General features: G+C 56.6%; 21 protein-coding genes. 12 read left to right on the top strand and 9 right to left on the bottom strand.

Annotated elements, in window-relative coordinates; translation table 11 throughout:
- Positions 1-145 precede the first annotated feature (145 nt).
- Entirely contained in the window at positions 146-373 is a 228-nt protein-coding gene (locus E2H98_RS07035; RefSeq protein WP_133588507.1) for a hypothetical protein, read from the top strand.
- Between the two features lie 335 nt (positions 374-708).
- Here the strand turns inward: E2H98_RS07035 and yfbR are convergent, their stop codons facing one another.
- The 5 genes from yfbR to E2H98_RS07010 form a co-directional block, all read right to left on the bottom strand.
- The gene (gene yfbR, locus E2H98_RS07030; RefSeq protein ID WP_133588509.1) at positions 709-1,311 is read right to left on the bottom strand and encodes a 5'-deoxynucleotidase; all 603 of its coding nucleotides are present in this window, start codon (positions 1,309-1,311) and stop codon (positions 709-711) included.
- A gap of 28 nt (positions 1,312-1,339) precedes the next feature.
- Entirely contained in the window at positions 1,340-2,524 is a 1,185-nt protein-coding gene (locus E2H98_RS07025; protein ID WP_133588512.1) for a glycerol-3-phosphate dehydrogenase/oxidase, read from the bottom strand.
- A 178-nt stretch (positions 2,525-2,702) separates the two neighbouring features.
- Positions 2,703-4,037 carry an RsmB/NOP family class I SAM-dependent RNA methyltransferase gene (locus E2H98_RS07020; protein ID WP_133588514.1) on the bottom strand — a complete coding sequence of 445 codons (1,335 nt, stop codon included), beginning with the start codon at positions 4,035-4,037 and terminating at the stop codon, positions 2,703-2,705.
- 64 nt (positions 4,038-4,101) lie between these two features.
- Entirely contained in the window at positions 4,102-5,559 is a 1,458-nt protein-coding gene (locus E2H98_RS07015; protein WP_157591287.1) for a tRNA/rRNA methyltransferase, read from the bottom strand.
- The gene (locus E2H98_RS07010) at positions 5,556-6,803 is read right to left on the bottom strand and encodes a multifunctional CCA addition/repair protein (RefSeq protein ID WP_133588759.1); all 1,248 of its coding nucleotides are present in this window, start codon (positions 6,801-6,803) and stop codon (positions 5,556-5,558) included. The genes E2H98_RS07015 and E2H98_RS07010 overlap by 4 nt, the downstream gene beginning before the upstream one ends.
- Before the next feature lie 167 nt (positions 6,804-6,970).
- On the opposite strand from E2H98_RS07010, the gene E2H98_RS07005 reads away from it, so the two are divergent.
- The 5 genes from E2H98_RS07005 to E2H98_RS06985 all read left to right on the top strand — a co-directional run bounded on the left by E2H98_RS07005 (position 6,971) and on the right by E2H98_RS06985 (position 13,613).
- A complete protein-coding gene (locus tag E2H98_RS07005) occupies positions 6,971-8,623 on the top strand; it encodes an ExeA family protein (RefSeq protein WP_133588518.1) in 1,653 nt (550 codons plus the stop codon).
- A gap of 38 nt (positions 8,624-8,661) precedes the next feature.
- Positions 8,662-9,333, top strand: a complete 672-nt coding sequence (locus tag E2H98_RS07000; protein WP_133588520.1) for a general secretion pathway protein GspB — start codon at positions 8,662-8,664, stop codon at positions 9,331-9,333.
- An 89-nt stretch (positions 9,334-9,422) separates the two neighbouring features.
- On the top strand, positions 9,423-10,295 hold the full coding sequence (locus E2H98_RS06995; protein ID WP_133588522.1) for a methyltransferase domain-containing protein: 873 nt from the start codon (positions 9,423-9,425) through the stop codon (positions 10,293-10,295).
- Positions 10,292-12,385 (top strand): ATP-dependent DNA helicase RecG, encoded by a 2,094-nt coding sequence (gene recG / locus E2H98_RS06990; protein WP_133588524.1) that lies wholly within the window; start codon positions 10,292-10,294, stop codon positions 12,383-12,385. Before E2H98_RS06995 ends, recG begins: the two co-directional genes overlap by 4 nt.
- A gap of 145 nt (positions 12,386-12,530) precedes the next feature.
- Positions 12,531-13,613: a response regulator gene (locus tag E2H98_RS06985; protein WP_133588526.1), complete on the top strand. Its 1,083-nt coding sequence runs from the start codon at positions 12,531-12,533 to the stop codon at positions 13,611-13,613.
- On the opposite strand, the gene gabT is transcribed toward E2H98_RS06985, so the two are convergent.
- Positions 13,610-14,896, bottom strand: coding sequence for a 4-aminobutyrate--2-oxoglutarate transaminase (gabT, locus tag E2H98_RS06980; RefSeq protein WP_133588528.1), 1,287 nt, complete (start codon positions 14,894-14,896; stop codon positions 13,610-13,612). The genes E2H98_RS06985 and gabT overlap by 4 nt on opposite strands.
- Before the next feature lie 187 nt (positions 14,897-15,083).
- Positions 15,084-15,857 (bottom strand): substrate-binding periplasmic protein, encoded by a 774-nt coding sequence (locus tag E2H98_RS06975; RefSeq protein WP_157591286.1) that lies wholly within the window; start codon positions 15,855-15,857, stop codon positions 15,084-15,086.
- 152 nt (positions 15,858-16,009) lie between these two features.
- On the opposite strand from E2H98_RS06975, the gene E2H98_RS06970 reads away from it, so the two are divergent.
- The 6 genes from E2H98_RS06970 to E2H98_RS06945 all read left to right on the top strand — a co-directional run bounded on the left by E2H98_RS06970 (position 16,010) and on the right by E2H98_RS06945 (position 21,577).
- Complete coding sequence (locus E2H98_RS06970; protein ID WP_133588532.1) at positions 16,010-16,990, top strand: malate dehydrogenase; 981 nt, start codon at positions 16,010-16,012, stop codon at positions 16,988-16,990.
- Between the two features lie 220 nt (positions 16,991-17,210).
- The gene (locus tag E2H98_RS06965) at positions 17,211-18,458 is read left to right on the top strand and encodes a TonB family protein (RefSeq protein ID WP_133588534.1); all 1,248 of its coding nucleotides are present in this window, start codon (positions 17,211-17,213) and stop codon (positions 18,456-18,458) included.
- A gap of 62 nt (positions 18,459-18,520) precedes the next feature.
- Entirely contained in the window at positions 18,521-18,898 is a 378-nt protein-coding gene (locus E2H98_RS06960) for a CoA-binding protein (RefSeq protein WP_133588536.1), read from the top strand.
- On the top strand, positions 18,898-19,554 hold the full coding sequence (locus E2H98_RS06955) for a lysoplasmalogenase (RefSeq protein WP_133588538.1): 657 nt from the start codon (positions 18,898-18,900) through the stop codon (positions 19,552-19,554). Before E2H98_RS06960 ends, E2H98_RS06955 begins: the two co-directional genes overlap by 1 nt.
- Positions 19,509-20,417 (top strand): ABC transporter ATP-binding protein, encoded by a 909-nt coding sequence (locus E2H98_RS06950; RefSeq protein WP_198325255.1) that lies wholly within the window; start codon positions 19,509-19,511, stop codon positions 20,415-20,417. Before E2H98_RS06955 ends, E2H98_RS06950 begins: the two co-directional genes overlap by 46 nt.
- A 2-nt stretch (positions 20,418-20,419) precedes the next feature.
- The gene (locus E2H98_RS06945; RefSeq protein WP_133588543.1) at positions 20,420-21,577 is read left to right on the top strand and encodes an ABC transporter permease; all 1,158 of its coding nucleotides are present in this window, start codon (positions 20,420-20,422) and stop codon (positions 21,575-21,577) included.
- Positions 21,578-21,589: 12 nt separating this feature from the next.
- On the opposite strand, the gene E2H98_RS06940 is transcribed toward E2H98_RS06945, so the two are convergent.
- A complete protein-coding gene (locus E2H98_RS06940; RefSeq protein WP_133588545.1) occupies positions 21,590-22,597 on the bottom strand; it encodes a BtrH N-terminal domain-containing protein in 1,008 nt (335 codons plus the stop codon).
- A 17-nt stretch (positions 22,598-22,614) separates the two neighbouring features.
- On the bottom strand, positions 22,615-23,016 hold the full coding sequence (locus E2H98_RS06935; RefSeq protein WP_133588547.1) for a hypothetical protein: 402 nt from the start codon (positions 23,014-23,016) through the stop codon (positions 22,615-22,617).
- Positions 23,017-23,018 lie beyond the last annotated feature (2 nt).

Here is a 23,018-nt window from a genome sequence, read left to right as displayed (position 1 = left end):
GGAGAAAGTAAAAATGGCAAAAGCAACTAAAGCAAAGAAAAAGCCGGCTGCTCGTAAACCACGTGCAACCAAGGCGAAAACCGCACGTAAACCACGTGCTACCAAAGCCAAGGCCACTCGCGCGAAAGCGAAAGTAGCCAAAGGCATGAGCAAAGAAGAGCGTGCAGCAAAGCGTGAAGCAGCTGCCCGTGCCAAGCGCTTGGCCGCGGCGAAAAAGAAAATCGCCAAAATGAAAGAGAAGCAGAAAGCTGCTGCTGCTCGTTTCAAAGCCAAGCAGGAAAAAGAATTCGCCAAGTTCGAGGCGAAGACTATGGCCTCTGTCGACAAGCCTGCTCGTCGCAAGCGCCGCAAGAAAAAGGCCGTTGCTGCTTAATCGCGCATCGACCCTTGCCGAGCCGCATCGAGCATCCGCTCTGCGGCTCGCCTTTCTTTCCCCCTCCTAGATTTAATCCTCTCCTGATTTCAATTCCCCTGATTCACTTCGCTGCCGCCAAACCGGCATTTTCTTGACGTTTTCAGCCCATAAACTGTTTTGCGGGCCGTAAGCCGTTGCTTTTCGGTGTTTTTACCCAGGCGTTTGCACAAGCGAATCTCGCTTTGAAGTTGCCGAATGGATGTCGTCGCCGGTGACAAGACCAGAGTGCTTAGGTGATACCGCGATGCGGCGTAAAGAAAGGGAACGTTCGCCGGAGGCAACTCCGTCAACTTTCAGGATGGCTTGGATTTACGCAAACAGATCTCATCCAGGGTCAATTGAAAGGCTGGTGCAAACTCGCGCATGAAGTCACGCACTTCCGGCAGCGTAATCGCCTCCAGTCGATTGCCGATGTCTTCGGCGGCGACCCGGAATTCCTGATTGCCGGCTTGCAGCTCGGCTTGGCACTTCAACCAGGCGGCAATGACATCGGCGGCTTTGATCAAGGCGTGATCATCGCTCGGGATGCGTTCATCGAGCACCAGCGGCGCGTAAGCGGCACGCAAATCATCCGGCAGCATCGCCAGGAATTCCTGTTGTGCGTCGGCCTCAATGGCTTTATAGGCGTCGCGAATCGCGCTGGAGTGATACTTGATCGGTGAGGGCAAATCACCGGTGAACACTTCGTGGGCGTCATGGAACAGCGCCGCAACGGCTATTGCATCCGGATTGACCGTGCCCTGATAACGGGCATTGCGCAGCATCGCCAGCGCGTGGGCAATCACCGCGACTTGATAGGAATGCTCCATGACATTTTCGCGGGTGGAGTTGCGCTTCAAACCCCAGCGCTCAATAAATTTCAGTCGGGCGAGATAAGCAAAAAACGGACTGGACATAAAAATTTCCTTGGTTATAGCCGAGTGCTCAGCAAGAAAGTAGCGGCAACGCTTGGTATCGGGTATCGGCCTGCCAAAGTGCTTTCGGCATCACCGCTTGCAGGTGTTGGCAGATGCTGACGGCCGTGGCGCGGTGCGAAGTCAGTTTGCCGCCAAGGAGGCTGATCAAGCGCGGTTGGCGTTGTCGATTGAGCAGATAAATCGATTCTCGCGGGCGCGAAAACGCTTCGCCTTCACCTTGCGGCAGCACTCGTAAACCGGCCCAACTGTCTTTGACATCGCTGCGCTTGGCTGTGGTTTTGAAATAGCGGTTATGGGTCCGCAGCAGGTAATCGATTTCCGGTTCGCTCGGTTCCGGCTGCCGGGTGTTGACCGGGCAGGGGATTTCGGTGGTGCCGATCAAACGCATGCCACGCCAGGGCATGACAAACACCGCGCGCTGATCTTCGGCTTCCAGGTAATAACAACCCTGGATTGGCGCGTCCGGCAATACGATATGCGTGCCTTTGACCAGGTCGATTTTCGCCGCTGGTTGCTCTGGACTTACTTTGGCCAGCACATCGTTGATCCAGATACCACTGAGATTGGCGATGGCGCGGGCACGCAAGGTTTGCGTCTGGGCGCCCTGCAAACGCAATTCAACATGGTGCTGATGCAATTCGATGTGGGCCGGTGAGGTTGAGTAGTGCACGCGTGCGCCCATCATTTCGGCGCTGGCCAGCACCGTGCGCGTCAGCGCGGCATCGTCGGTTTGCGCGTCGCGATAAACCAGGCATTGCGAAATCAATTCGTTGTTCAGGCCATCGATGATATGCGCATTGCTGTCGCTTTGTCCGGGGCGCCTGCCGCCGAGCAGCCAGTACAGCCACAGTCCGATCTGCAATTGCCAGCGTGGCCGCTTCATATGCGGCACCATCGGGATGAAAAAACGCTGGGATTTAACCAGGTGCGGCGCTGTGCGCAGCAGAATCGCCTGCTCTCGCAGACATTCATGCACCAGCGCGATATCGGCATTTTCGAGATAACGCAAACCGCCATGAATCAATTTGCTGGAGCGCGATGAGGTTTCTCGCGCCGGTTGTTCATGTTGTTCGAGCACCATCACCGACCAGCCGCGAGCCGCCGCTTCGCGCGCGACGGCGGCGCCATGAATGCCGGCGCCAATGACGATCAAATCAGCATCAAAGGCATTCGCGGTGGCAGTGGCTTCCATATCGACAGCACTATTCGCCCGGGTCGTCAATGAACAGGCGTCCAGATATAGCCGATGTTGATCGGCTTGTCATCTTTCTGTGGCGAACGATTTTTTATTGCGCGTGGGTGATGCCGCGCTCAGCGAAAGCGGCGCCGGAAAAGCGCCGCTGCAAGCAAAAACAGCCTGTACGAAAAAGTTAGGCTGAAGCCTTGCGCTGCAAGCGTTGGGCAAAGAAGCCATCGGTCTGATGCAAATGCGGGTAAAGACGCAGCGTTCCTTGCGTACGCAGCGCTTCTGCTGCCGATGCATCAATCGTCTGCAAGGAAGCGAGAATCGCCTCGCTGTCTTCGTACTGGCGATCAACGCCGACGCGTTCAAATTGTGGATGGTCCGCCAGGAATTGATCGACAATGGCTTCGTTTTCCTGGCTCAGCACCGAACAGGTGGCGTACACCAAGCGGCCACCGGGTTTCAGCAAACGACCGGCGGATTGCAGAATCGAGGCTTGCAGTGCATTCAAAGCCGGCAAATCCAGCGACCGCCATTTCAAATCCGGATTGCGGCGATAGGTGCCGGTGCCGGAACAGGGCGCATCGACCAGCACCGCATCGGCCTGTTCGCGCCAGTTGCCAAGGATCGGATCGTGCTCGTCAGCAAGTGGCTGCAACTGCACGTTATCGCAACCGGCACGGCGCAAGCGCGGGCTCATTTGCTCCAAGCGGCGCGCCGAGATGTCGCAGGCGATAACCTTGCCGCGATTGCGCATCAGCTGCGAAAGGTGCAGTGATTTTCCGCCGGCACCGGCGCAGAAATCGACAATCGTTTCGCGCGGCTTCGGTGCCAGCAGCCAGGAAACCAGTTGGCTGGCTTCGTCCTGCAATTCGAATTGGCCTTGCTTGAATGCCGGAGTATTGAACAGCGGCCCGCGCTGAGCCCGACGCAATCCCCAGACAGACAGTCGCGTCGGTTCGCAATCGAAACCTTGCGCACCGAGTTCACGCTGCAAGCGTTCGCGATCGGTTTTGGCGGTATTGACGCGCAAATCGACCGGGGCCGGCTGGTTCAGGGCCTGTGCCAATCGTTGAATATCATCGGAGGTAAACGTTGTGCTCAGCGCTTGGTAAACGGTATCGCTGAGATTGCAGCGTTCAGCTTCACTCAAGCGGGTTTTATCGAACTGGCGGATCTGTTTGACCAGCGTTTCCGCTTCGCGATTGAACTCGGTGTCAGCAAAACTTTTGGTTTGCCAGCCTTGCGCCATCACCAGATAAGCGGCAGTGATATACGGCGCTTGCCGTTCCTCGTTCATATCGTCAATCAACGGCTGAATCGTCGCGCGAATTTCGCCTAAGCGACGCAAGCAACCGTAAACCGTTTCGGCCGCAAAGCCGCGATCCTGACTGCCCATTTCCCGGTGCGCTTTGAAATAGCGCTCGATAACGGAATCGGCAGGGTATTGACCTGGCAACACCAGCGCCAGCAATTCACTGGCCTGACGAAAACGGGTGCGGGCAAAACGGACGGCGCTCATAACGGAACTCGAAAAGGCGGGGAAAAACAGCGCCCGGCCCGCAAGGGCCGGGCGCTTGGATGGTTTAAGCTTCGACTACCGGTTCGGCAACCTCTGCCGTGACCGTTTTCTTGCGCGTGGTGCGGAACCATTCGCCGAGCACAACGGCCGCGGCGCAACTGACGTTCAGGCTTTGTACCTGGCCACTGCCGGGAATGCGCAAGCGCATATCGGCGCCGTCGAGCAGCGTTTGCGCCAGACCTTCTTTTTCTTCACCGAAGAAAATCACCGCGCGCTTTGGCAGTTTCTGTTCATAGAGTTCGCTGTCGCCATTGCCGGCGGTCGCGATGATCTCGAAACCATGGTCACGCAGCGCTTGCATGGCGGCAATATGGTCGCGGTATTCAACCAGCGTCAGCGATTCAAAACCGCCTTCGGCGGTGCGCGCTGCCGAGCCATTGTGAATCGGCGTGCCGGCACTGATCAGCACCGCATCTACACCGAAATGGGCGGCGGTGCGCATCACGGCACCAATATTGTGTGAATTGCCGACCTGGTCCATCGCCAGCGTGCGTACGCTGCCTTTTTTTGGCAGCGTCGCCAGCCATTCTTCCAGTTGCAGCGTCACCCGTTTGCGAATCAGAAAGCAAACGCCTTCATGGTGTTCGCTTTCAGCAGCGCGTGATAATTCATTGGCCGGAATGATGTGATAAGCCAGACGATTATCGACGCAATGTTTCATCACATCGGTGAATTCGTAGGAGCGTTCCTGCGTTAAATACACACGGATCAAATCGTCCTTGCGCTTGTCGAAAAATGCCCGGCAGGCATTGACGCCGTGAATTCTCGTTTCGTCGCGGCGCTGGGCATTGGAAGGCTTTTCGCCTGCGACTTCGGCGCCTTCGACGCTCTGAACTGCTTCTTCTTCCTGACGCTGCAAACGACGGCGCGAGCGATGCAAACCGCTGCCTGGCACGCGTGGACCGCGGTCACCGCGATCACGTTGTTGATGACGACCATGACGACCACCACGTTGTGGCCGTTCGCCGCTTTCTTGTTCGCGTGCCGGTGAGGCTTCATTGGCTTGCTGTTCGCCTTCCGGACGCCAGACTTTAATGCTGCGATCCGGGCGTGGGCCGCGACCGCGGTGCTCATGGCGTTCGTTACCTGGCGCACGGTTGCCGACGTTGTCTTCGAACTCGTCTTCCTGTTGACGGCGACGCTGCAAACCTTCGGCGCGTTGCTGGGCGCGAATATCGTCGTAAGGATCCGGATTGTGCACGCCGGGACCGCGACGATGACCCTGATGTCCAGGACGTTCGCCGCGTTTATTGCTTGGGCGACGGCCGGTCAGCGCTTCGCTGTTTTCAAAAGATTGAATGACCGATTGATCCATCGTGTGAATCGACAAGCCGCGGGAGCGGGAAAGGGATTCGCTGTCGTAGCGAGGGGATTTGGAACGTTGTTGACTGCGTTGTGAACGGTTGGGATCTTGCTGCCTATCCCGGCGCTGACCGGGGGGGGGGGGTTTGCGTGGTTTCATGCCAGCTCCGTGCTGTCGTGTGCTAAACGCGCACGTAATTCCGCAATGGCTTGTGCGCGTAACTCAGATAATTTTTCTGCCAAGTGTTGGCCGGTATAGCCCTGTTCGATTAGCGGTTGTACAGGGACTGCTCGAATCGTTTTCAATGCTTCTTGCCAATAGGAACGCTGTGGGTAAGCGCGTTCATGCCAGCCTTCTCGGCCGCGGTAATCGCTCTCGCAAGCGATGGTCAATTCCTGGAAACGTTCCGGACGCCGCAATGCGTCGGTCTGCATCAGCACCTTGAGTACGGTACCGGGCCGCAAGATGAAGGCCCGATGAAAGTGTAGATGAAAGCGCGACGTTAATACGGCCAGGTCGCGAAAATCGTTGGGAATTCGCAACCGATCACAGAGGGTTTCGATGATCGGTACACCTGCCTCTTCGTGTCCGCGGTGACTGGGCCAGAATTTTGATGGCGTGACGCCTTTGCCCAGATCGTGCACCAATGCGGCGAAGCGAACCCGCGTATTGTCGGTGAGATCGCAGGCAATACGCAAGACCATCATCGTGTGTACGCCAGTATCAACCTCTGGATGCCACTGCGCAGGGTTCGGCACGCCGTACAGCACATCGATTTCCGGCAGCAGGATTTTCAGCGCGCCGACCTCGCGCAACACCTCAATGAATACATCCGGCCGATCTTCGGCCAGCACCTTGCTGAGTTCCAGCCAGACCCGTTCCGGGGTCAGCGCTTGCAACTCGCCGGAAGCGCTGATTTGCTGCATCAGCGCCAGCGTTTCCGGCGCGATGGTAAAGCCCAAGTCATGATAACGGGCGGCAAAACGCGCGACCCGCAACACCCGCAGCGGGTCTTCGACAAAGGCCGTCGAGACATGGCGCAATATCCGGTTTTCCAGATCCGCGCGGCCGCCGTAGGGATCAATAATGGTGCCGTCTGCTTCTTCGGCCATGGCATTGATGGTCAGGTCGCGACGCTGCAAATCCTGCTCCAGCGTCACCTCTGCATCGACCTGGAATTTAAAGCCGTGATAGCCACTGCCGGATTTTCGCTCAGTGCGCGCCAGCGCGTATTCGGCCTTGGTTTCCGGGTGCAAAAACACCGGAAAATCCTTGCCGACCGGCAGGAAGCCCAAGTTTTTCATCGTTTCCGGATTGGCGCCGACAACGACGTAATCGCGCTCCTTGACCGTGCGGCCAAGCAGTTGATCGCGGACGGCGCCGCCAACGAGATAGGTTTTCATCATACTTATAGTGTAGTGAATGCCTTTGTTCAGGCGGCTTGGTGCCGCTATTCAGGGCCGGAATCCGCCATTCAGACCGGCCTCGGCCGCGGTGGTCGCACAAGCGATCATTGCTGCACGAATGGGGGTATTATCCCCGCTGGTTTTTATCCTTTACTGAAATACGCATGTACCAGGGACATTTTGGCCTCAAGGAAAGCCCGTTTTCGATCGCACCGGATCCGCGTTATCTGTACTTGAGTGCGCGTCACCGCGAGGCCCTGGCGCATCTGATGTATGGCGTCGGCGCTGGCGGCGGTTTCATTTTGCTGACCGGTGAAGTCGGTACCGGCAAAACCACGATCTGCCGCTGTCTGCTTGAGCAACTGCCGGAAAACGTGCGCCTGGCTTATGTGCTGAACCCGCGCGTTTCGGCCATTGAGCTGCTGCAAACGCTCTGTGATGAGCTGCGTATCGCGCTGCCGGATGCCAAGAGTAGCCTAAAAGCGCTGACCGATGTTATTGCTGAACGTTTGCTGGAGCATCATCGCCGCGGTTTGAACACCGTGCTGATGATTGACGAAGCCCAGCAAATGACTTCTGAGGCAATGGAACAGGTGCGGCTGCTGACCAACCTGGAAACCAACGAGAAAAAACTGCTGCAGATCATTCTGGTTGGCCAACCAGAATTGCTGGCGCGCATCGCCGAGCCGGAATTGCGTCAGCTGGCGCAGCGCATCACCGCCCGTTTTCATTTGCTGCCTTTGAATGTTGCCGAAGTCGGCGCCTATGTGAATCATCGCTTGCAGGTCGCCGGTCTGGCGCAATCGCCGTTTGCCAACAAAGCCATTCGCGCGTTGCATAAATTCAGCGAAGGTATTCCGCGTTTGATCAACACCATTGGTGAACGCGCGCTACTCGGCGGCTTTGCCCGTGGCCGTCAGCAAATCGATGAGAAAATGGTGCAGAACGCCGCGCGCGAAGTGCTTGGTGAAATTCATTATCTGCGCATTGCCGCGCCGGCGAAAAAACGCTGGTTGCCGATTGCGGCGTCGGTATTGATTGCCTCGTCGGTCGCGGCCGTTGGTGTGGTGATCTGGCCGGAAACGGCCTCGCGTGACAGCGCGGCGATAAAACCGGCAGCAACACAAATCGAACCCGCGCCATTGCCCATTGTCACCGGCGAAATTGCTGAAGCGCCGCCACCGAGCAATATCGAAGTCGAGCAGATCCTTGCCGGCACTGAGCCGGATCGGCGCGGTGAAATGGCGCATAAAAATCTGATGGCGCTGTGGCAACTGGATTTCGATGCTTATCGCGACGGCCCGATGTGCCCGTTCGCCGAAGCCAACGCGATGCGCTGCGAAAATGGTTTTGCCGACATGCTGCAATTGCTGCAATTCAACGTGCCGGTGGCGCTGCGACTGCACAGCGATCAGAACGGTTTGTTCTGGGTGACGATGGCGGCCAAGCGCAAAGACAAAGCGGTGTTGTTTGTCGACAACCTGGAAGTGGAAGCACCGCTCGATGTCGTCACCCATTACTGGACTGGCGAATATCAGCTGGTCTGGCAAACGCCGCCTTCGTACAACCGGCCGTTGATGCAAGGCATGAGCGGCGATGCCGTCATGTGGTTGGTGTCGGCGCTGGCCAGCCACCGCGGTGAGCAGGTTGGCGCCGCAAAATCGGTGTTCGATAGTGAGGTCGCCGAACAGGTCAAAGATTTCCAACGCTCGAAAGGCTTGATACCGGATGGTATTGCCGGCACCCAGACGGTGTTGGCACTATGGACCGCCCAGAATCCCCATATGCCACGTTTGCAACAAGATGGTGAAAGCTAAGTGCTTGCCCTCGCGCGATCCTTTTTTGAGGTGTTTTGATGTCGTACTTGCTCGATGCCCTGCGCAAATCCGAACAGGAGCGGCAACAAAATGTGCCGAATCTGCATACGCCGATCCAGGAATGGGAAGCCGGTGAAGAAAGTGAATCACGTTCGCCGTGGCTGATTGTCATTGCTGCGTTATTGGCGGTCATTTGCCTTTTGTTGGCGCTGATGTTGTGGCGTAACCAAACCGTTAATGATGCGGCACCGGTGCCAGTAACGGCGGCGAGCAGCGCACCAAGCGCATCGGTATCGACAACGCCGGCAGCGACGACACCAAACAGTGAGCAACCGATCAAGGTCAGAGAAAAGCCCAGCCTGCCGGTGCGCACTGGAAATCGTGTCGTCGAGAAGGCACCGGTCGTTACCGCCAACAAACCGGCACCCGCAAACGCATCAGCCCCTGAGTTTGTTATCGACGGGCCGGTGCCGCGTGCGTACGAATTGCCGCGCGATCTGCGCAGCGAGATGCCGCCGCTGACGATGAACTCGCATATCTACTCGACCGATGCCAAATCCAGTTTTGTCATGATCAACGGCAGCAGTATCGAGCCGGGACAAACGCTGACGCCGGATTTGAAATTGCTGGCCATCACTGCCGATGGCGCCGTGCTGGAGTTTCGCGGCACGCGCTTCCTTTTACCGGCAATGAGCAGCTTTGAACCTTGATTATTCGCGTAAGTCAGTCTGAAACTCGACGAGCACGGCGCGTTTTACGATAAGATTTCCGCTTTGCCACGGAACAAGGTCCATCGCTGGTGTCGTCGCAAGATTCTTTCGCTTTTGCCTGGTTGCGTTCCGGTTTGCAGGCCGGTGTGCCGGTGCTCGACTTGCGCGCAGCGGAGGTATTTCGCGCTGGCCATTGCCGTGATGCCCTGAACATTCCCGAATCGGAGCTGTTTGCCCGTCGTCAGGAATTGCCGCCGCCGAATACGACGCTGATTGTGATTGCCGACCATCCGCAGCAAGCAGCGCAAGCCTTGCGCGATTGGCAGTATCCGGTGCAAATCGCCGTGGCCTGGTCAGTGGAATTGCAAAGCTTGTTGGCTGAAGCGGGCTTGTTGGCGCAAGGTCAATCTTCGGTGCGGTTATGGCAACCCAGCACGGTACTGGCCTGTCATCTCGAGGCGATCAAACAAACCCTGATGCAACAGCAATTGCCGTTGCGAGCGATCGATCTGGCGTGTGGCAGTGGTCGTGACGCGGTTTATCTGGCGCTGAATGGCTTTGCCGTGACCGCCATGGATTATCACACTGATGCTTTGCAACGTGGCGTGTCACTGGCCAGCTATTATCCGTTGCAGGTGGATTGGCAGGCGGCCGATATCGAACACGAATCCTTTCAGTTGCCCAGCGCGCAATTCAGTTTGCTGCATGTCGCGCGTTTTCTGTATCGGCCATTACTACCAAGACTTGCCGATGCACTGATGCCGGGCGGATTTTTACTCTACGAAACCTTTGCTGTCGGCGCCGAAAAATTTGGCAGCCCGCGCAATCCGAAATACTTGTTGCAACCGGGTGAGTTGGCGCAGGTGTTCGCCGAGCTCGACATCATCTTCGATCGCATCGAAAGCCTCGGCGACGGTCGACCTGTGCAGCGCTTTGTTGCGCAAAAGCGGGTGTCGTCATGAGCTTGAGTGCGAACACGGCTCTGGAACAGCAAAACGTTTCGACGCTGAAAGGCGTTGGTCCTAGCCTTGCCGAGAAACTGGCGAAACTCGGTATTCAAACCGTTGCCGATTTGCTGTTCTATTTGCCGAGTCGTTACGAGGACCGCACCCGCATCACGCCGATTCGACAATTGCAGGCGAAACAAACGGCGCAAATTGTTGGCGAAGTGGAATACGCGCAAATCCAGTTTGGTCGGCGCCGATCGTTAGTTGCCACGGTCAGTGATGACAGCGGTAGCATGCAGATACGGCTTTTTCATTTCAATAAAGCGATGCAGCAGCGCTATCAGCAGGGCGGTCGGGCGCGTGTCTATGGCGAACCGCGTTTCGGTAAGCACGGCCTGGAAATGGTGCATCCAGAATTGCAGTGGCTGAATCCCGGTAGTGAAGTGCCGGTCGCCGACGCATTGACGCCAGTGTATCCGGTTACCGAAGGCTTGTCGCAACTGAGTGTGCGCAAGCTGATTCAACTGGCGTTGAGCCGTTTGATGACATCGCCGCTGCCCGATTTGTTGCCAGAAAATCTGCTGCAGCGTTATCAGCTGCCGGATTTGAATCGGGCGCTGCAGATCGTGCATGCACCGCGTGCCCAGGATTCCGCGGCGCAATTATTGCTCGGCGAACACCCGGCCATTGCTCGTTTGGCATTGGAAGAATTGGTCGCGACACAGCTGAGTTTCGCCGCCGCACGGGCAAAATTGCGCGGCTTGCTGGCGCAACCAATTGCCCGTGAAATCACGCTGACCAAGGTGCTGTTGCACAGCTTGAGTTTTGCTTTGACCGGTGCCCAGCAACGGGTGTTGCAGGAAATCCGTCAAGACTTGCAACGCCCGCAACCGATGATGCGGCTGCTGCAAGGCGATGTTGGTGCCGGCAAAACGCTGGTTGCCGCGTTCACGGCCATTACCGCTATCGGTGCCGGCTTTCAGGTGGCGTTGATGGCGCCGACCGAATTATTGGCAGAGCAGCATTACCGCAATTTTCAGCGTTGGTTTTCGCCGCTGAACATTGAGGTCAATTTTCTCGCCGGCAAGATCAAAGGCAAGGCGCGCGAAAAAGTGCTGGCGCAGATTGCAGCAGGCGAGGCGGCACTGGTCGTCGGCACCCATGCCTTGTTTCAGGAAGGTGTGGCGTTCAACAACCTGGCGCTGGTGATCATCGATGAGCAACACCGTTTCGGTGTTCATCAACGGTTGCAACTATTTGAAAAAGGTCGCGAACAACAGACGGTGCCGCATCAATTGGTGATGACCGCAACACCAATCCCGCGCACGCTGGCGATGACGGCATTTGCCGATTTGGATATCTCGGTCATCGATGAATTGCCGCCAGGACGCAAGCCGATCAGCACCGTTGTCATTCCCGACAGCCGCCGCGATGAGGTGATTGAGCGGGTGCGCGATTCGGCCGCGCAGGGCAAACAGGTCTATTGGGTGTGCACGCTGATTGAAGAATCGGAAGTGATGGAAGCCAATGCTGCGGAGTCGACGGCTGAATACTTGCAGCAGCAATTGCAGGGCTTGCGGGTTGGCATCGTTCATGGCCGGATGAAGCCGGCCGACAAGCAGGCGGTCATGGATGCGTTCAAGCAACACGAACTGGATGTTTTGGTGGCAACGACGGTGATCGAGGTCGGTGTCGATGTGCCGAACGCCAGCTTGATGATTATCGAAAACGCCGAACGCTTGGGTCTTTCGCAATTGCACCAGTTGCGCGGCCGCGTTGGGCGCGGCGCTGAGCAAAGTTACTGCGTGCTGCTCTATCACGGCCAGTTGTCGCAACAGGCGCGCGAGCGGTTGGCGATCATGCGCGAGAGCAATGACGGTTTCGTCATCGCAGAAAAAGACATGGCGCTGCGCGGCCCTGGTGAATTGCTTGGCACCCGCCAGACCGGTGCGGTCGCGTTTCGTATCGCCGATATCGCCCGCGATCAGCGCTGGGTGCCGGTCGCCCAACAGCTGGCGCGCGAGTTGACCGAACATTACCCTACTCAGGCAAAGGCGTTGACGCAGCGTTGGATGTCCGATAAGGCGCGCTACAGCCGGGTTTGACCCGCTGCTTACCAAGAAAAATTTTCGTCATCGATGGCAAAGCGATGACGGACGTCTATGATGAGAACGTGTCCGTTAATTCCGGTCGCCTCGAAAAAAGCCCACGGCAGCACATTCATCGCGTCAGCAGGGAGCAAAGAACAAGGTGTTCAACGTTGCATTTATTGCTGAGTCGGCCGAGCAGGCCACCTGGAGTAGCGCCTTTGCTGAGGCTGGCTTGCGTTGTGTGGCACCGGAAGCGCCCGATGTGCATATCGTATTTGTTGATACCCGCTTGCCGGATTTCGATAGGCGCTTGCGTGAGTTGTTGGCTGAGCATGCCGAAGCGCTGCCGTTTATCTTGTTTTTGATCGAGCAGGATTTCCCGGTTGCCTCATTACGTGATCTGACCCGCGGCGGTTATGACTACGCGCACTTGCCGATACACAGCGCCGTGCTAGCCGCACGCACACAGCGGCTATGGCAAAAGCATCAGGAATCGGACGCGATGCGTCGCCAGCTTGATGAATCCAATGCGGTCGCCGCGCACAGCATGAATCTGAACGCTCGGCTTGGTCGCCTACTGCAATTCATGGAACATGGCTTTTCCTGCATCAGTTTTGAACAGGTGGTGCGGGCGGCACTGAAAGTGTTGAACGAATGGCAACTGCATGCCAGCGTCGGCGTGTTTCATGATCGCGGCATCGATTTTTTCTCCGATGACGGTCAGTTACGCAATATTGAACAGGAAATCATTGAAAGCTCGCGCGGATTGGGCCGCTTCTATGATTTCGGCTCGCGTACCGTGATCAATTTCGCGCATGTCGCGATTCTGGTGCGCAATATGCCGATTCAGCAGACCGAATATTACGGCACGCTGAAAGACCATTTGTATTTTCTCGCCAGTGCATTGGAGGCACGCATCGCGGCACTGATCCTGGAAAAACGTGCTCAGGAGCGTGCCAATCGGATTCAAACCACCGTGATTATTCTGCAGCAGATTATTGCCGACATGGAAAACGCCAAGCTGGCGATGACCGCGCGCAGCAGCGCCGAGCTCGACAAGATCCTGAATGATTTGAGCGCGGAGTTTCCGCGCCTGAGTTTGACGAACATTGAAGAAGAGCGGCTCAGCAATATGCTGAACGAGGCGGCTGATCGGGTGAACGCGATTTTTCAGCGTAGCACCCGGGAAGATCAGGGCTTTCGTAGTTTATTGACGCAGCTTGCCGAGACCCTGAAGCATTAATTTTTGTCGGCAACCTGCTCCAGCGCTCGTTGTAAGCGTGACAGCGCCGTCGTGAATAAGTCATCGCTGATCGTCAACGGCACCAACACCCGAATGGTATTGGCGTAAACACCGCAGGACAGCAACAGCAAACCTTTTTCTGCGGCCGCCAATACCAGCGACCGGGTGCGATCCGGGTCCGGGGTATTGCTGCTGCCGGGTTTGATCACTTCAAACGCCACCATGCCACCGAGGCCGCGAATTTCCCCGACACCGAGACGCGCATGCTGTTGCAGATCTTTCATCGCGTTCCTGAATCGTTCGCCCAGTTCCTGTGAGCGCTTGAGCAGCGATTCGTTTTCGATGACATCAATGACAGCCAAGGCTGCCGCGCAGGCGACCGGGTTGCCGCCGTACGTACCGCCAAGCCCGCCGGGTAATGGTGCATCCATGATCTCGGCTTTGCCGATGACGCCAGACAATGGAAAGCCACCGCCGATCGATTTTGCCACCGTGATCAAGTCGGCCTGGACATCGTAATGTTCCATCGCGAAAAATTTGCCGGTGCGGGCAAAGCCGCTTTGCACTTCATCGGCAATGATCAGGGCGCCGTGGGCGTCGGCGATTTCCCGCAGTTTGCGCATGAATTCCGGAGGCGTCACCGTGAAACCGCCTTCACCTTGCACCGGTTCGAGAATGAACGCGGCGAGGCGACGCGGATCGATTTCGGTTTTGAATAAATGCTCCAGATCGGACAAGGCTTGTTCGACCGAAACGCCATGATACGGGTGCGGAAAACGGGCGTGATAAACATCGGCCGGGAACGGACCAAAACCGAGTTTGTACGGCACCACTTTGCCGGTCAGCGCCATGCCCATCATCGTGCGGCCATGAAAACCGCCGCTGAATGCGATCACACCGGGCCGACCGGTATGGGCGCGAGCAATCTTGACGGCATTTTCCACTGCTTCGGCGCCGGTGGTCAAAAACACCGATTTGCATTCGCCTTTGATCGGCGCCAGCGCGTTGAGTTTTTCGGCCAGCGCAATGTAAGGCTCATACGGCATCACCTGAAAACAACTGTGAATAAATGCCTGTTGTTGCTTTTCCACGGCTGCCATGATTTTTGGATGCCGATGACCGGTGTTCAGTACGCCGATGCCGCCAGCGAAGTCGATCAGGCAGTTGCCATCGGCATCCCAGATCTCGGCGTTTTCCGCTTTGACGGCGTAGCGCTGAGTGGCGTGGCCAACGCCACGTGCCACTGCCGCTTCACGGCGTTTTTGCAGTTCGTGGTTATTCATGTCGTTGACTCCGTTGACCTTAAGCTATTGCTGTTCAGCATAGACGACATCAGTTGTGCATTGAACATCCGGATAATTGCTCGAAAGAGGCGAATGGTGTGGACACCATCGTCCGCCTGTGTTGTTCCAGAGGGGCAACGAAATAACCAATTGTTCTGTCTAGGTATCCGGTTGGACCAAACTGATGCTATTTGCTCAAGCCATACCGCTGTCGAATCGCGGTGAATTGACCTTGCTGTTCCAATTGTTGCCAGCTGCGCTGCAAGTCTGCTGTCCACGACTCTGGCGCGACGCGAGGGGCACAGAGATAGAATTCACTGATATCGGCCAAGGTCAGCGCGACGTCAAAACGGGCGATATCGGCATGGTGATGGCGGGCAAAATGATGCAGCATCGCCGGTTGCATCGTGATGAAGTCGACACGTCGCCGCAGTAGCTTGTCAACATTCTGCAAGCCATGACTGACGGTATCGATGTTCCCCGGTTGAACGCCGGCCTGTAGCAATTGTTGGTAGCTGCCGCTGCGAGCAACCGTACCAATGCGGTAACGGTTCAAGTCGCGCAATGATGACACCGGTAGTTCGCTTTGCCGTTCGCGTAAACGGTAGAGGTAGTTGTGCTGCGAGAATAATCGCAGCGACCATTGCAAATAGTCTTGTCGTTCCCGTTCGGTGGTGCGGAGTGTGGCGCCAATTAACACCGGTTCGCCGGCGCGCAGACGGCTTTCTGCCCGCGCCCAACTGATCAATTCCACCGAGGTTGGCCACTGCAGTTGCTTGATCAGCAGTCGACTGAGTTCCAGGCTGAGTCCTTGTGGCTTGCCATCGGCATCACGGTAGCTGAATGGCGGATGATTCTCGTCGAGCAGAATCCGCTCCGGCGCGGGGTCGGCCGCCATCAACGGCAAGGTGCCGGTAAGCAGCGCAAGCAACAATAAGCAGGTGAATCGGTATCGAAGCATCGATATGGTGGGGAGCAAGCAACAGCGGAATAGAGCTAAAAGCATAGTCGGCGCCGGCTCGATTGGGCAGAGATTTATGCTAAAGTTTGCGCCCTCGAAATCCAGTCCACCCGGCCGTTTCCGGCCGGTTTGCTCAACGTTAAGGATCTGCCATGAAACAACCTGTACGCGTAGCGGTGACCGGCGCCGCCGGCCAAATCTGTTATTCCCTGCTGTTCCGTGTCGCCAATGGCGAAATGTTTGGCAAGGACCAGCCGGTGATTCTGCAATTGCTGGAAATCACTCCGGCCCTGAAAGTGCTGGAAGCGGTGGCGATGGAGCTGAATGACTGCGCGTTTCCGCTGTTGCACGGCATTGTGCCGACCGATAACGCTGAAGTGGCATTCAAGGATGCCGATTACGGCCTGCTGGTCGGCGCCAAGCCGCGCGGTCCGGGCATGGAGCGCAGCGATCTGCTGAAAGACAACGGCAAAATCTTCTCCAGCCTCGGAAAAATCATCGACAAGGTCGCCAGCAAGAACATCAAGATCGTCGTGGTCGGCAACCCGGCCAACACCAACGCCTACATCCTCAGCAAGAATGCCCCGAGCATCAATCCGCGCAACATCACCGCGCTGACACGTCTCGATCACAACCGTGGTCTGCACCAGCTGGCCGAAAAAGCCGGTAGCAAAGTCGCTGACATCAAGAAATTCATCATCTGGGGCAACCACTCGACGACCCAGGTACCGGACATCACCCATGCGCTGGTCAACGGCAAAGCGGCGCCAAGCGTTGTCAACGACCAAGCCTGGACCCGAGACACCTTTATGCCGACGGTTGCCAAGCGCGGCGCGGCCGTCATTGCCGCCCGTGGTGCATCGAGCGCCGCTTCCGCTGCCAACGCTGTTGTTGACCACATGCACGACTGGGTGCTCGGCACCGCTGATGGCGACTGGACGTCAATGGCGGTTGCCTCCGATGGCAGCTACGGCATTGAGAAAGGTTTGATCTACTCGTATCCGGTCACCTGCAAAAACGGTGAATGGACGATCATCACCGATCTGGCCACTGATGACTTCATCGTCGGCAAAATGAAAGAGTCGGAAAAAGAGCTGCAGGAAGAACGCGATACCTGCAAAGAGCTGATGTAATCGGCAAAAGAAAAAAGGGGCAAATGCCCCTTTTTTCTTGCCTCATTGTTCGCTTTACGTTTCCGTAAACGTCGATATGCCAAGCGCCGATAAGACTTTTGGACTTCGCTTTCCGCTGGACGGATGAATGTGATTCCGTTAACGTTTTCAGACAGCGTTGTCGCCAAACGCTGTTGGAATATCGCCGTTCCACCGCCGTAAACTCTGCCGGAACTACAAAATGAAAGCTTTAACTGTCATGTGGCGCCTCGCGCTGACTGGCTGGTTGCTGAGCCTGTCGTCGGCGTTTGCCGATACCGTGCGTGTCGCCAACACTGAATTGCCGCTGTTTGGTTTGGGGAATGCTCAGGAACTGCGCACCGAGGTTTACATGGGCGCGCTGTACCTGCCGGGCAATGTCAAAAGCGTCGAAGAGGCACTCGATGAGTCAGTGCCGAAGCGGATGACGATGAAAATCCTGCAGGACAATTGGTCATCGCGGGAAATGGTGCGCAAGCTGAAAGAGCGCATCGCCTTGAACAATCCCCGCGCGGTCTGGCAGGGCCAGGGCCAATATATTCTCGAATTCGCCTCGGCATTTCAGGAAAACCTGCGCCGCGGTGACCGCATCGATATCGACCATGTACCGGGCCAGGGCGTCAAGGTATATGGCAACGGCACGCTGCTGAAAACGGTCAAATCCGGAGCGCTGTTTAACTTGCTGCTGAATTCCTGGGTCGGCGACAACCCGCCGGCACAAAGTTTCAAAACCGGCATTCTCGGTGGCAATTCGGCTAAAGCCACCAGCGAGTTGACCGCCAGCTACGAAGCCTTGCTACCGCTGCCGAATCGCAGTTTCGCGGCGGTCAAAGATGAGCCGAAGCCGGAAGTCAAACCGGAAGCGAAGCCTGAGCCGAAAGTGGTGGCCACCGCACCGGCAAAAGCCGAACCAAAACCTGCGGCCAGCAAGCCTGCTGAAACCAAGCCAGAACCGGCTGAGACACTTGCATCGGCGGAAAAAACGAGTAACGGTAAGTCAGCGGACAGCAAGCCGGCTGAAACAAAAACCGAAGTCGCCCAGGCCGAAACCAAACCGGCGCCAAGCAAGCCGGCCCCGAAGCCAGAACCGAAACCGGCCGAGACGGTACTCAGCCTGGAGCTGCCGACCACATTGCTGGAACAGGCTTTTGTTGACCCCGACTTGTTGTTCGGTGACTACAAGCGCGATGCCATCAACCTGTTCAAGAAGAACGTCAATTACCCGGTCAAAGCTTTCCGCGAGAAATTGCAGGGTGAGGGCGTTATTCGGGTAACGGTCGACAAACGCGGTACGCTGCTGGGTACCGAAATTGTCGAAAGCACTGGCCATCGTCTGTTAGACCGGGAAATGACCGACATGGTCAACAAAACCATGCCGCTACCGGCAATGCCGAAAGAGCTGCCGGACGAGCCTTACACGATCGACATACCGATCAAGTTCAGTCTGTAAACCGGGGTTTTACCCTGACACAGGGACCGCTCGCGGTCCCTGTCCCTTTCTGGAGAGCCGCGATGTCCACCCGCCAAACCGTTGCCATACTCGGCGCCAGTGACAAGCCCGAGCGTTACGCCAACAAGGCGCAGAAGTTACTGCGCGAACACGGTCACAAGGTGATACCGGTGCACCCGACCCGGAAAGTCATCGATGGCATCGATGTCGTGCCGCAACTGTCCGAGATTAAGCAACCGGTCGACACATTGACACTCTATCTCGGCGCCGATCGGCTGAAACCGCTGATCCCGGCCATCGTCGGCCTGAAGCCGCGCCGGGTCATTTTCAATCCAGGCACCGAATCGGAAGAGGTGCAGCAAGCCTTGCGTGATAGTGGCATAGCCTTTGAAGAGGCCTGCACGTTGGTCTTGTTGAACACCGGCCAGTTCGATCTCTGATGTTCGTCTACGGGCTTGCCGCCGCAGCCATCGCTGCCATCGCCGCGACTATTGCCGGCGACCGGCAATCGAAAGCCTACCCGTGGCTGAAGCCACTGCCGCTACTGATCATGTTGTATACGCTGCAGAGCGGTATCGAAGGCCCGGTGCCGTGGTTGCTGTCCGGCTATTTCCTGTTCTGCTGGCTTGGTGATGTCGCGCTACTGGTCAAACGTGGATTTCTGCTTGGCCTGTTGGCGTTTCTCGTTGGTCACTTGCTATTGATCGCGTTGCTTTGGCAGCCACTGACGCTCAGTACGACAACAATGCTGTTGCTGGCCTTGCCGGCATTGATCATCGGTGGCAGTATCGCGCGCTGGTTGCGACCGGGCTCAAGCTTGCTGCGGGTCGGCGTTACCATTTATGGCGCCAGTCTGGTCATATTGCTGATGCTGTCGGGCCTGCTCTGCTGGCAGCGCGGCGGCCTCTGGTGCTGGACGCTGGTCTTGGTGGCGTTGTTTGTGCTCAGCGATTTGTTGCTGGCCATCAATCGGTTTCGTCGTCCGCTTGCGGGCGCACAGCGGTGGATTCTGTCCACTTATTTCAGTTCGCAATGGGGATGGACCTGGTTTTGGCCGACCGCGCTCGCTGTAACTCCAACGCTATCATTCGGCTGAACGATATCCGTTACGCCTATCCCGGCGCGTCCGAAAACGCCCTGAATGGCGTCTCGCTGGCCCTGCATCCGGGTCGCATTCTCGGTTTGCTTGGGCCCAATGGCGCCGGCAAATCAACGCTGATTTCGATCATCACCGGCATGCGCAAAGCCGCCAGCGGTGAATGGTATTCGTCAGCGAAACGAGTGTCGCTGGTGCCGCAGGATTTTGCGTTTTATCCGAGCTTGACCGTCGCGGAAAATCTGAAATTTTTTTCCCGGATGACGCCGACCGCTGCGCCGGCGGAATCACTCGCGAAAGTCATCGACATTGCCCAGCTCGGCGCCTTTCTGAACAAACAGGCGGCACAACTTTCCGGCGGCATGAAACGGCGTTTGAACCTGGCCATTGGCTTGCTGGCCGAACCCGATGTGCTGCTGCTCGATGAACCCACCGTTGGTGTCGATCCGCAATCGCGTGCTTACCTGTTGAATGCCGTCCGTGAATTGGCGGCAACCGGCATCAGTGTGCTGTACACCTCGCATTATATGGACGAGGTGCAGGCGATTTGCGATGAAGTCGCAATCGTCGATCGCGGCGTGTTGCTGGCCAATGGTTCGGTCGCGGAGTTATTGCAGCAGCAAAGCAGCGAAGTGGTGTTTACCTTGAGCGAGTTTGAGCAGCTTGACTGGAGCCTGGCACCGACACCATTGCTGGCCCGCGAGCGCGATGAATTTCGTTTTGCCTGCGCCCAGTCAAATACCATCAGCGAACTTTGCCAGTGGTTTACTGCGCAGGGCGCGCAAATCATTGCAATGCGCCGCGGCCATCAACATCTGGAGCAGGTTTTCATGCAACTGACTCATCATCGTTTGCGGGATTGATCATGAAGCTGCTGGCCTTGCTGGAAAAAGAATGGCGTTGCCTGCTGCGTGATTGGCATGGTTTGCTGGTGCTGTTCGTGATGCCGGCCGTGTTCATTCTGGTCATGTCGTTGGCGCTGAAAGACACCTTCAAACCGTCGTTGCATGCCACCGGTTTACCTATCGTCTATGGTCAACCTTCGGAGGCACTCGACTGGCTGCTGGAAGAAATGCAATTGCAGGGGGCGACAGTCTTTTCCGATCGCTCGCCAGTGATCGAGGATTTACATCAGGCTGATGTGGTTTGGGCCATCGTACTGCCGGAAGAATTCGATGACGACTTGCACAACGTCAATCAACCCATTGCTTTGGAAATACTGGCCAAGCCAAGTGTGTCGATGGCCATTGTTCAGGCGCTGCAAGCACGCCTGGAACGGGCGCTCGCCGTTGTGCGCATCAATAAGGTATTGAATCCGCAACTGAAACAATTTGGCAGCAGTTACTCGGTTGATAAATCAATTCAGGTCAATGCTCGTCATCTGGTCGAACAGCAACAGGCACTGAACGCCGTACAACAATCGGTGCCTGCCTGGCTGACCTTCGGCATGTTTTTCGTCGTCATTCCGCTGTCGAATGTCATCATCGGTGAGCGTCAACAGGGCACATTGATGCGTCTGGCCGCGATGCGCGTTTCGCCGCTGCTGATCCTGGCCGGTAAATGGCTGCCGTTCCATCTGGTCAATCTGATTCAAGCCGGATTGATGTTGCTGGTCGGCCGTTATGTGGTGCCGCTGTTTGGCGGCGATACCTTGATTATCGGCGAGCATTGGCTGGCGCTGTGGCTGATGATATCCGCGGTCAGCGCAGCGGCATTGGGCTTGGCTTTCCTGATCGCAACGGTCGCGAAAACCACCGAGCAGGCAACGATGTTTGGCGGTGTCGGCAATATCCTGCTCGGCGCCATCGGTGGCATCATGGTGCCGACCTTGGTGATGCCACAATTCATGCGTGAGCTCGCTGCCTATTCGCCGATGAACTGGGGCATGGAAGGCTTGATTGAAGTGCTCAGCGGTCAAGCTGATATCGGGCAATTGTGGTTGCCGACAACGCTGTTGTTTACGCTCGGTTTATTGCTGTTGTTGTTGGCCAGTTGGCGCTTGCAAGCGCTGATGCGGGAATAAATCGCTGCTGACTTACTGCGCTTTGACGTAGGCGTACAAGTCGCGGAAAAATTGATCTTCCGCGGCCGACAGGTTTTCCAGAAACGTGATCAATTCCGAGGTATTCAATTTCAACCGGCCTTTGCTCATGCGCGCTGCCTTGACGGCGAACTCACGCCACTCGTCACCGATCGCAGTTAATCTCGTCGAGAACGATTTCAGCTCGGGTAAATTGAACTGCTGCCCTGCTTCTTGCAGAAATGCCGCGTACAGAAAACGAAAGCCAGCACCGCCGGTGCCGATTTCTTCTTGCATTCGAATCACATGACCGATGTAGCGTTTGATGTAAGCCTCATCCTTTTTACCACTGATTTTCTTCAGCGCCTTGGCCAGGCTTTTGACGCCGCTGGCACCAATGAATGACACCGGCGTATACAGCATGATCCGGCAAGTTTTCTTCAGCGCTTTCAGCACCATCTCGCGATCGATAGTTTTGCCCGGTTCGCCGTCGAGGAAATACAGCAGACCCTTTGGCGCCAATACGCCACGAACAAAACGCGCCCGTTGCAAGTCGGCACTGGCACAGCGGGTAACGTTCTCGAAAACCGGGTCGCTGATCAGGTAGTCATCGCCTTCCTTGCCAATGACCATCAGGTTATGGGCATTGAAATGGAAGCGCATCGACGGCGGAAAATACGGCAGAAAAAATACCGAGGTCTGCAAGCCGACGACGCGGCCTTCGGCCAACAACTGATCCAGTCGCTTCATGCCGGCTTCAGCATTGCCGAAGGTTTCGAATTTCATCGGCAGTTGCAGCAGCTTGCGCAGGCCGTTGACGATAAAACGCGGAGGCATCCGGTAGGCAATCAACGGCAGCTGATTGATTTTGATGAATGGCAGAAAAGCAAACGACAGCGCGCTCGACAAGCCAAAGACCATCGCTTCGCTGACCGGAAATCCATGATGGCGCAGCATCGAAGCAGAAACGCCGCTTTCGCAGTGCGCGGATTGGTAATGGGTAAACGTCGTCGCCTCGGACATGGGGTTTCCTGAAAGGGTTATTGGCCGTCGATGGTCAGCAGTTGCTCGACACTGGCGCCCAGTGCTTCGGCATAACGTTGTTGCAGCGAAGATTTGAGTTGTTCAAAACCGCCAGCGCGTAAATGCCGGCGCACCCGCCATAACCAGATACCGGTGGCCTGACTCAAGGTTTCGGCGTCCATCCGGCGCTTGAACATATGAAACTTCAGAATCGAACACTGGCCGCGCTGGTATTCACTCAGCGCCTCGGCGGCCTGTTGATCGAACCAGTCATTGGCATCCTGGGTGACCAGTTCCTCGGCCTCCCAGCCGCTGCTTGGTACGCGCTTGTATTCGCCGTTGTCGTCGAGCGCGTAAACGATTTTGCGCTGGCCTTGCAGAATGTCGCTGTGAGTCTGGCTGACGTCTTTTTGCTGCATGG

Source organism: Permianibacter aggregans, assembly GCF_009756665.1.
In the GTDB taxonomy this organism is placed as follows: Bacteria; Pseudomonadota; Gammaproteobacteria; order Enterobacterales; family Permianibacteraceae; genus Permianibacter; species Permianibacter aggregans.
Note: the sequence above shows the minus strand (reverse complement) of the source record. Positions and strands in the feature narration are given on the sequence as shown.

What these genes read in the sequence shown, in the direction of transcription:
- E2H98_RS07035 (WP_133588507.1), top strand. Translation starts at nt 146, where the DNA reads ATGAGCAAAGAAGAGCGTGCAGCAAAGCGTGAAGCAGCTGCCCGTGCC.
- yfbR (WP_133588509.1), bottom strand. Translation starts at nt 1,311, where the DNA reads ATGTCCAGTCCGTTTTTTGCTTATCTCGCCCGACTGAAATTTATTGAG.
- E2H98_RS07025 (WP_133588512.1), bottom strand. Translation starts at nt 2,524, where the DNA reads ATGGAAGCCACTGCCACCGCGAATGCCTTTGATGCTGATTTGATCGTC.
- E2H98_RS07020 (WP_133588514.1), bottom strand. Translation starts at nt 4,037, where the DNA reads ATGAGCGCCGTCCGTTTTGCCCGCACCCGTTTTCGTCAGGCCAGTGAA.
- E2H98_RS07015 (WP_157591287.1), bottom strand. Translation starts at nt 5,559, where the DNA reads ATGAAACCACGCAAACCCCCCCCCCCCGGTCAGCGCCGGGATAGGCAG.
- E2H98_RS07010 (WP_133588759.1), bottom strand. Translation starts at nt 6,803, where the DNA reads ATGAAAACCTATCTCGTTGGCGGCGCCGTCCGCGATCAACTGCTTGGC.
- E2H98_RS07005 (WP_133588518.1), top strand. Translation starts at nt 6,971, where the DNA reads ATGTACCAGGGACATTTTGGCCTCAAGGAAAGCCCGTTTTCGATCGCA.
- E2H98_RS07000 (WP_133588520.1), top strand. Translation starts at nt 8,662, where the DNA reads ATGTCGTACTTGCTCGATGCCCTGCGCAAATCCGAACAGGAGCGGCAA.
- recG (WP_133588524.1), top strand. Translation starts at nt 10,292, where the DNA reads ATGAGCTTGAGTGCGAACACGGCTCTGGAACAGCAAAACGTTTCGACG.
- gabT (WP_133588528.1), bottom strand. Translation starts at nt 14,896, where the DNA reads ATGAATAACCACGAACTGCAAAAACGCCGTGAAGCGGCAGTGGCACGT.
- E2H98_RS06975 (WP_157591286.1), bottom strand. Translation starts at nt 15,857, where the DNA reads ATGCTTCGATACCGATTCACCTGCTTATTGTTGCTTGCGCTGCTTACC.
- E2H98_RS06970 (WP_133588532.1), top strand. Translation starts at nt 16,010, where the DNA reads ATGAAACAACCTGTACGCGTAGCGGTGACCGGCGCCGCCGGCCAAATC.
- E2H98_RS06965 (WP_133588534.1), top strand. Translation starts at nt 17,211, where the DNA reads ATGAAAGCTTTAACTGTCATGTGGCGCCTCGCGCTGACTGGCTGGTTG.
- E2H98_RS06960 (WP_133588536.1), top strand. Translation starts at nt 18,521, where the DNA reads ATGTCCACCCGCCAAACCGTTGCCATACTCGGCGCCAGTGACAAGCCC.
- E2H98_RS06955 (WP_133588538.1), top strand. Translation starts at nt 18,898, where the DNA reads ATGTTCGTCTACGGGCTTGCCGCCGCAGCCATCGCTGCCATCGCCGCG.
- E2H98_RS06945 (WP_133588543.1), top strand. Translation starts at nt 20,420, where the DNA reads ATGAAGCTGCTGGCCTTGCTGGAAAAAGAATGGCGTTGCCTGCTGCGT.
- E2H98_RS06940 (WP_133588545.1), bottom strand. Translation starts at nt 22,597, where the DNA reads ATGTCCGAGGCGACGACGTTTACCCATTACCAATCCGCGCACTGCGAA.
- E2H98_RS06935 (WP_133588547.1), bottom strand. Translation starts at nt 23,016, where the DNA reads ATGCAGCAAAAAGACGTCAGCCAGACTCACAGCGACATTCTGCAAGGC.